Origin of the sequence: Streptomyces sp. AC512_CC834, from assembly GCF_019049325.1 — a bacterium.
Lineage (GTDB): Bacteria > Actinomycetota > Actinomycetes > Streptomycetales > Streptomycetaceae > Streptomyces.
In genome coordinates this window covers 38,624-45,112 of sequence record NZ_JAGMUO010000130.1, presented here as the reverse complement: position 1 = coordinate 45,112, position 6,489 = coordinate 38,624, and the positions used below count along the sequence as shown (strand labels likewise).

Here is a 6,489-nt window from a genome sequence, read left to right as displayed (position 1 = left end):
GTGCTGGAGCGAGCCGAGTCAAGGGTGGGCCGCAGGCCCATCGGCGGAGCCGACGCGACCGCAGGGAGCGCCCTTTACTCGGGTCGTGGAAGCACGACACTGGCCAAGAAGCGGGCGGCCCCACGGCCACCTGGAAGTCGGGGATGCCTGGGGCGACGCCAAGACCTGTGCCTCAGGAGCGGCGGCGTTTCGGGTCGCGGCGCGTGGTGACCACGGCCAGGCCGACAACGCCGTACGCCAGCCACCAGCCGCCGGTCCAGTAGTCGCTCGTCGCTTCTTCGTCCTGGGCCTTCTTCTGCTGGTCGTACGTCCGGGTGCCCGCCGACCTGCTGTCGGTGAAGTCGTACAGGTTGCAGTTCTGCCCCGGCTTCATGGGGCCGGAGCGTTCCGAGTCTCCGTACTCCACGATGATGCCGTCGCACTGCGGCGTGTCGTCGGCGGTCGCCGCCTCGCCGATGAGGTACACGCCGACGACGACCGGCACGACGAACAGGCCCACCAGGGGGCCCCGCATCACGCTCCCACCAACGGCAGCGGCGCGAACTCGTAACCCTCCCAGAGCCGTCGGGAGGTCTCCTCCGGGTACGGCGCGTCGGCCGGGGCGGGCCAGATCAGTTCGTAGACGTGGGCCCGGCCGCCGCCCGTGACATGGGCCTCGGCCAGGTGCAGGGACGGCATGGCGAACAGCCAGTCGGTCTGGACGCGTTCCCGGGCGCCCCCCACCGGGGGTTCGGCGAACGGGATGCCGCGGAAGACGGTCGGGCCGTCCTCGGCGCGGCCGCGCACCGCGCCGCGGGCGGTGCGCACCACGGGTTCCACTGACTCCACGGGTCCAGGGATCGTCATCTCACGGACCCTACGCCGCGGTGCGCACACCGCTCGGCCCAGAGCCTGCCCGCTCAGTTCAGGGTCTTCAGCGATGCCGCGTCGTACGGGGCGAGCGCGTCGAAGCGGCCGGTGAGGACCTTCTCGGCCCACTGCGGGTCGTGGAGCAGCGCGCGGCCGACGGCGACGAGGTCGAACTCGTCGCGCTCCAGGCGGTCCAGGAGGTTGTCGAGGCTGCCCACGGGCGCGCCCTCGCCCCGGGCGGCCGGGTTGAAGACGCCGTCGAGGCCGACCGAGCCGACGGTGATGGCGGGCCTGCCGGTGAGCTTCTTGGTCCAGCCAGCGAGGTTGAGGTCGGAGTCGTCGAACTCGGGGCGCCAGTAGCGGCGGGTGGAGGCGTGGAAGGCGTCGACGCCGGCCGAGGCGAGCGGGGCGAGGATGGCTTCCAGCTCCTCCGGGGTCTCGGCGAGGCGCACGTCGTAGGCCTCCTGCTTCCACTGGGAGTACCGGAAGATCACGGGGAAGTCGGGGGAGACCGTCTCGCGTACGGCGGCCACGATCTCGGCGGCGAACCGGGTGCGGGCCACGGGGTCGCCGCCGTAGGCGTCGGTGCGGCGGTTGGTGCCGGACCACAGGAACTGGTCGACGAGGTAGCCGTGGGCGCCGTGGATCTCCACGCCGTCGAAGCCGATGCGTTCGGCGGCCGCGGCGGCCTCGGCGAAGGCGCCGATGACGTCGTCCAGGTCGCGCTGGGTCATCGCTCGGCCGGTGGGCTCGTCCTCGCCGATGCGCAGGCCGGACGGGCCGACGGCGGGCGCGTCCGGGAAGGGGGCCTCGCCGGCCTTGCGGACCATGCCGACGTGCCAGAGCTGGGGCACGATCGTGCCGCCCGCCGCGTGCACCGCCTCGGCGACCTTCGCCCACCCGGCGAGCTGCTCCTCGCCGTGGAAGCGCGGGACGCGGTCGCTCTGCCCGGCGGAGGCGTGGCCCACGTAGGTGCCCTCGGTGACGATCAGTCCGACCCCGGCGGCGGCGCGGCGCGCGTAGTACGACACCACGTCCTCACCGGGGACGCCGCCCGGGGAGAACATCCTGGTCATCGGCGCCATCGCGATGCGGTTGGGCACGGTGAGGCCGTTGATGGTGGCCGGGCGGGCGAGGAGCTGGGCGGTGCGGGAGGCGGCCTCGTCGGTGGTGACGGTCACGTGGGGGCTCCTTGAGGTGGGTACCGGTCGGTATGTGCGCGCGCATACATCGCACCTCTGCGTGAACCACGTCGCCCGGCCGGACCATTCCGCCCCCTGCCGCCGATCCCGTATGACCCGGGCCACATCCAGGACGCGCGGAAACGCGGAAACGCGAAACGCGGAACGCGGAAACGCCCGAGGGCGGCACCCCCGTTTCGGGGAGTGCCGCCCTCGGTCCGTGCAGGACGGTCGATCAACCGGAACCGGTCGATCAGAAGTCCATGTCACCGCCCGGCATGCCGCCCGGAGCACCGCCGCCGGCGGCGGCCTTCTCCGGCTTGTCGGCGATGACGGCCTCGGTGGTGAGGAACAGCGCGGCGATGGAGGCGGCGTTCTGCAGAGCGGAACGGGTCACCTTCGCCGGGTCGATGATGCCTTCGGCGATCATGTCGACGTACTCACCGGACGCGGCGTTCAGGCCGTGGCCGACGGTCAGGTTGCGGACCTTCTCCACAACCACGCCGCCCTCGAGACCACCGTTGACGGCGATCTGCTTCAGCGGGGCCTCCAGGGCGAGCTTCACGGCGTTGGCGCCGGTCGCCTCGTCACCCGTCAGCTCCAGCTTCTCGAAGACCTGGGAGGCCTGGAGCAGGGCCACGCCACCACCGGCGACGATGCCCTCCTCGACGGCCGCCTTCGCGTTGCGAACGGCGTCCTCGATGCGGTGCTTGCGCTCCTTGAGCTCGACCTCGGTGGCGGCACCGGCCTTGATGACGGCCACGCCGCCGGCCAGCTTCGCCAGGCGCTCCTGGAGCTTCTCGCGGTCGTAGTCCGAGTCGCTGTTCTCGATCTCGGCGCGGATCTGGTTGACCCGGCCCTGGACCTGGTCGGCCGAGCCGGCGCCGTCCACGATCGTGGTCTCGTCCTTGGTGATGACGACCTTGCGGGCGCTGCCCAGGAGGTCCAGGGACGCGTTCTCCAGCTTGAGGCCGACCTCCTCGGAGATGACCTCGCCGCCCGTGAGGATGGCGATGTCGCCGAGCATGGCCTTGCGGCGGTCGCCGAAGCCCGGGGCCTTGACGGCGACGGACTTGAAGGTGCCGCGGATCTTGTTGACGACCAGGGTCGACAGGGCCTCGCCCTCGACGTCCTCGGCGATGATCAGCAGCGGCTTGCCCGACTGCATGACCTTCTCCAGGAGCGGCAGCAGGTCCTTGACGTTGCCGATCTTGGAGTTGGCGATCAGGATGTACGGGTCGTCGAGCGACGCCTCCATACGCTCCATGTCGGTGGCGAAGTACGCCGAGATGTAGCCCTTGTCGAAGCGCATACCCTCGGTGAGCTCGAGCTCCAGACCGAAGGTCTGGGACTCCTCGACGGTGATGACGCCTTCCTTGCCGACCTTGTCCATGGCCTCGGCGATGAGCTCGCCGATCTGGGTGTCGGCGGCGGAGATGGAGGCCGTGGAGGCGATCTGCTCCTTGGTCTCGACGTCCTTCGCCTGCTCGAGCAGGGCGGCGGAGACGGCCTCGGTGGCCTTCTCGATGCCGCGCTTGAGGGCCATGGGGTTGGCGCCGGCCGCGACGTTGCGCAGGCCTTCCTTGACCAGGGCCTGGGCGAGAACGGTCGCGGTGGTCGTACCGTCACCGGCGACGTCGTCCGTCTTCTTGGCGACTTCCTTGACCAGCTCGGCGCCGATCTTCTCGTACGGGTCCTCGAGCTCGATCTCCTTGGCGATGGAGACACCATCGTTGGTGATCGTGGGGGCGCCCCACTTCTTCTCGAGGACGACGTTGCGGCCCTTGGGGCCGAGCGTCACCTTGACGGCGTCCGCGAGCTGGTTCATGCCGCGCTCGAGGCCGCGCCGCGCCTCCTCGTCGAACGCGATGATCTTGGCCATGTGAAGTGGTCCCTCCAGGACTGGGGGTGATTCCTTCGGACCGCGCCCGCGCCCGCGACGGACGGCTCGCCTGCCGTGCGGTTCCTTCCCCACCCGGCCTGCGGGCCTCACCGACCCGGTCCTTCGTTGTCACTCTCACCTTCAGAGTGCTAACGCCAATGATTAGCACTCGGCATGGTCGAGTGCAAGCGCCTCTCGTGGATCGGCGCCTGGTTCCGGGCAGGTCTCGGGCAGACCTCGCGCAAGCCCCGGGCAGACCGAAGGGCCCGCACCGCCCCCTGGAGGGAGGTGCGGGCCCTTCGGAGAAGAACCGTTTACTTGCAGTGGCCGAACGTCTCAGGCGCTGAGGCGAACCATGTCGGCCTGCGGGCCCTTCTGACCCTGCGAGATCTCGAACTCGACCCGCTGGCCTTCTTCGAGGGTGCGGTAGCCGTCCATCTGAATCGCGCTGTAGTGGACGAAAACATCCGCACCACCGTCGACCGCGATGAAGCCGTACCCCTTCTCCGCGTTGAACCACTTGACGGTGCCCTGAGCCATGCCTAACTCCCCTATTACTGGCCCTTGCACAGATCCGCACTTCGCGAACCCGGGTCAGACCTCACCCCCCACGACTGGGGGCGTGCGCCGGAACGCGTCGACCGCCGCTGAATGTATCTGTCCAACTGCCGTCTGCAACAGGTCAATCGGACGAGAAATCTGGACGTACCCGGTCCGGAATGTGGCGAGAGTTCGCCTGAATTCAGGTCAAGTCGTGGCACGCAAAGGGAACAAAAGCCGCAGAATGCACCCACACTTTGGCTACTTCTTGTCGGGCGAGCGGCAGGAATCCAGGGTCCCCGACCTAGCGATCGGGAGCGCGTTCCCCAACTCTACCGCGCTCAACCACATGGAATTGCCCCCTCCGTTTCTCTTACGGAGAGGGCAATACGCGCTACGAGGTGTGTCGGCGGATGTCAGCCGCCGGCGACCGCCGGAATGATGGACACGCCGGCGCCGTCCGGAGTCGCGGTCTGAAGGCCCTGCTCGAAGCGGACGTCGTCGTCGTTGACGTAGACGTTGACGAAGCGGCGCAGCTTGCCCTGGTCGTCCAGGACGCGGGCGGCGATGCCGGTGTGGTTCTTCTCCAGGTCGGAGATGATCTCACCGAGATTGGCGCCGTCGGCGCTGACCTCGGCCTTGCCGCCGGTGTAGGTGCGCAGGATGGTCGGGATGCGAACGGTCACGCTCATGCGAGGCCAGCCTCTCGGAAGGAGTCCAGGTTCGGGCGGATGGTGGCGGTCAGGCCGGTGCCGGCCACCGCGTCGAGGGTCTTCAGGCCGTCGCCGGTGTTGAGGACGACGGTGGTCAGCGACGGGTCGAGGACACCGCTCTCGATCAGCTTCTTCGTCACGCCGACCGTCACACCGCCCGCCGTCTCCGCGAAGATGCCCTCGGTACGGGCGAGCAGCTTGATCGCATCCACGACCTGCTCGTCGGTCACGTCCTCGACGGCACCGCCGGTGCGGCGGGCGATGTCGAGGACGTAGGGGCCGTCGGCCGGGTTGCCGATGGCCAGCGACTTGGCGATGGTGTCCGGCTTCTGCGGGCGGACCACGTCGTGCCCGGCCTTGTACGCCGTGGAGACCGGCGAACAGCCCTCGGCCTGCGCACCGAAGATCTTGTACGGCCTGTCCTCGACGAGGCCGAGACCGATCAGCTCCTTCAGCCCCTTGTCGATCTTCGTGAGCTGGGAGCCGGAGGCGATCGGGACCACGATCTGGTCGGGCAGCCGCCAGCCGAGCTGCTCGCAGATCTCGTAGGCGAGGGTCTTGGAACCCTCGGCGTAGTAGGGGCGCAGGTTGACGTTGACGAAGCCCCAGCCCTCGCCGGCCGGGTCGCCGATCAGTTCGGAGCAGAAGCGGTTCACGTCGTCGTAGTTGCCCTCGATGCCGACCAGCTCACCGCCGTAGACGGCGGCCATGACGACCTTGCCCTGCTCCAGGTCGTGCGGGATGAACACGCAGGAGCGGAAGCCGGCGCGGGCGGCGGCGGCGCCGACGGCACCCGCGAGGTTGCCGGTGGAGGAGCAGGAGAGGGTGGTGAAGCCGAAGGCGCGGGCGGCCTCGATGGCCTGGGCGACGACGCGGTCCTTGAAGGAGTGCGTCGGATTGCCGGAGTCGTCCTTCACGAACAGCTTGCCGGACTCGACGCCCAGCTCGCGCCCCAGGTTGTCGGCCTTGACGAGCTTGGTCCAGCCGGGGTTGATGTTCGGCTTGTCGGCCACGTCGGCGGGGACGGGCAGCAGCGGGGCGTAGCGCCAGATGTTGGCGGGGCCCGCTTCGATCCGCGCCCGCAGTTCCTCGGTGTCGTGGGCCGAGAAGTCGTAGGCGATCTCGAGGGGGCCGAAACACTCCTCGCAGGCGAAGACCGGTCCGAGCGGTACCTTGTGGCCGCATTCCCGGCAGCTCAGCGCGGCGGCGGGGCCGAGGTCGACGGCGGAACCCGAGGCGTTCGCGGAGGTCGCGGTGTTCGAGGGGTTCGCGGAGTTCGTGGTGCTTTCGGCAGTCTGCACAGCCATGGAGGCGAGGCCCTTTC

6 protein-coding genes and 1 pseudogene are annotated in these 6,489 nt (G+C 69.3%); all 7 read right to left on the bottom strand.

Going from position 1 to position 6,489, the window contains the following annotated elements; all coding sequences use genetic code 11:
• Window positions 1–172: 172 nt before the first annotated feature.
• The 7 genes and pseudogenes from KUM40_RS39840 to thrC all read right to left on the bottom strand — a co-directional run bounded on the left by KUM40_RS39840 (window position 173) and on the right by thrC (window position 6,472).
• On the bottom strand, window positions 173–514 hold the full coding sequence (locus tag KUM40_RS39840) for a hypothetical protein (protein ID WP_217171280.1): 342 nt from the start codon (window positions 512–514) through the stop codon (window positions 173–175).
• A pseudogene (locus KUM40_RS39835) lies at window positions 514–711 on the bottom strand (hypothetical protein); the annotation flags it as partial. The pseudogene KUM40_RS39835 and the gene KUM40_RS39840, both read right to left, overlap by 1 nt.
• A gap of 188 nt (window positions 712–899) precedes the next feature.
• The gene (locus KUM40_RS39830) at window positions 900–2,030 is read right to left on the bottom strand and encodes an NADH:flavin oxidoreductase (RefSeq protein ID WP_217171279.1); all 1,131 of its coding nucleotides are present in this window, start codon (window positions 2,028–2,030) and stop codon (window positions 900–902) included.
• A 253-nt stretch (window positions 2,031–2,283) separates the two neighbouring features.
• Complete coding sequence (gene groL / locus KUM40_RS39825) at window positions 2,284–3,912, bottom strand: chaperonin GroEL (RefSeq protein WP_217171278.1); 1,629 nt, start codon at window positions 3,910–3,912, stop codon at window positions 2,284–2,286.
• Window positions 3,913–4,248: 336 nt separating this feature from the next.
• Window positions 4,249–4,452 carry a cold-shock protein gene (locus KUM40_RS39820; protein WP_004929928.1) on the bottom strand — a complete coding sequence of 68 codons (204 nt, stop codon included), beginning with the start codon at window positions 4,450–4,452 and terminating at the stop codon, window positions 4,249–4,251.
• Between the two features lie 416 nt (window positions 4,453–4,868).
• Window positions 4,869–5,144, bottom strand: coding sequence for a MoaD/ThiS family protein (locus KUM40_RS39815; RefSeq protein WP_217171277.1), 276 nt, complete (start codon window positions 5,142–5,144; stop codon window positions 4,869–4,871).
• Window positions 5,141–6,472, bottom strand: coding sequence for a threonine synthase (gene thrC / locus KUM40_RS39810; protein ID WP_254396399.1), 1,332 nt, complete (start codon window positions 6,470–6,472; stop codon window positions 5,141–5,143). Before thrC ends, KUM40_RS39815 begins: the two co-directional genes overlap by 4 nt.
• Window positions 6,473–6,489 lie beyond the last annotated feature (17 nt).

Excerpts from the sequence above, each read along its gene's own strand:
- KUM40_RS39840 (WP_217171280.1), bottom strand. The coding sequence starts at position 514 with ATGCGGGGCCCCCTGGTGGGCCTGTTCGTCGTGCCGGTCGTCGTCGGC.
- groL (WP_217171278.1), bottom strand. The coding sequence starts at position 3,912 with ATGGCCAAGATCATCGCGTTCGACGAGGAGGCGCGGCGCGGCCTCGAG.
- KUM40_RS39820 (WP_004929928.1), bottom strand. The coding sequence starts at position 4,452 with ATGGCTCAGGGCACCGTCAAGTGGTTCAACGCGGAGAAGGGGTACGGC.
- KUM40_RS39815 (WP_217171277.1), bottom strand. The coding sequence starts at position 5,144 with ATGAGCGTGACCGTTCGCATCCCGACCATCCTGCGCACCTACACCGGC.
- thrC (WP_254396399.1), bottom strand. The coding sequence starts at position 6,472 with ATGGCTGTGCAGACTGCCGAAAGCACCACGAACTCCGCGAACCCCTCG.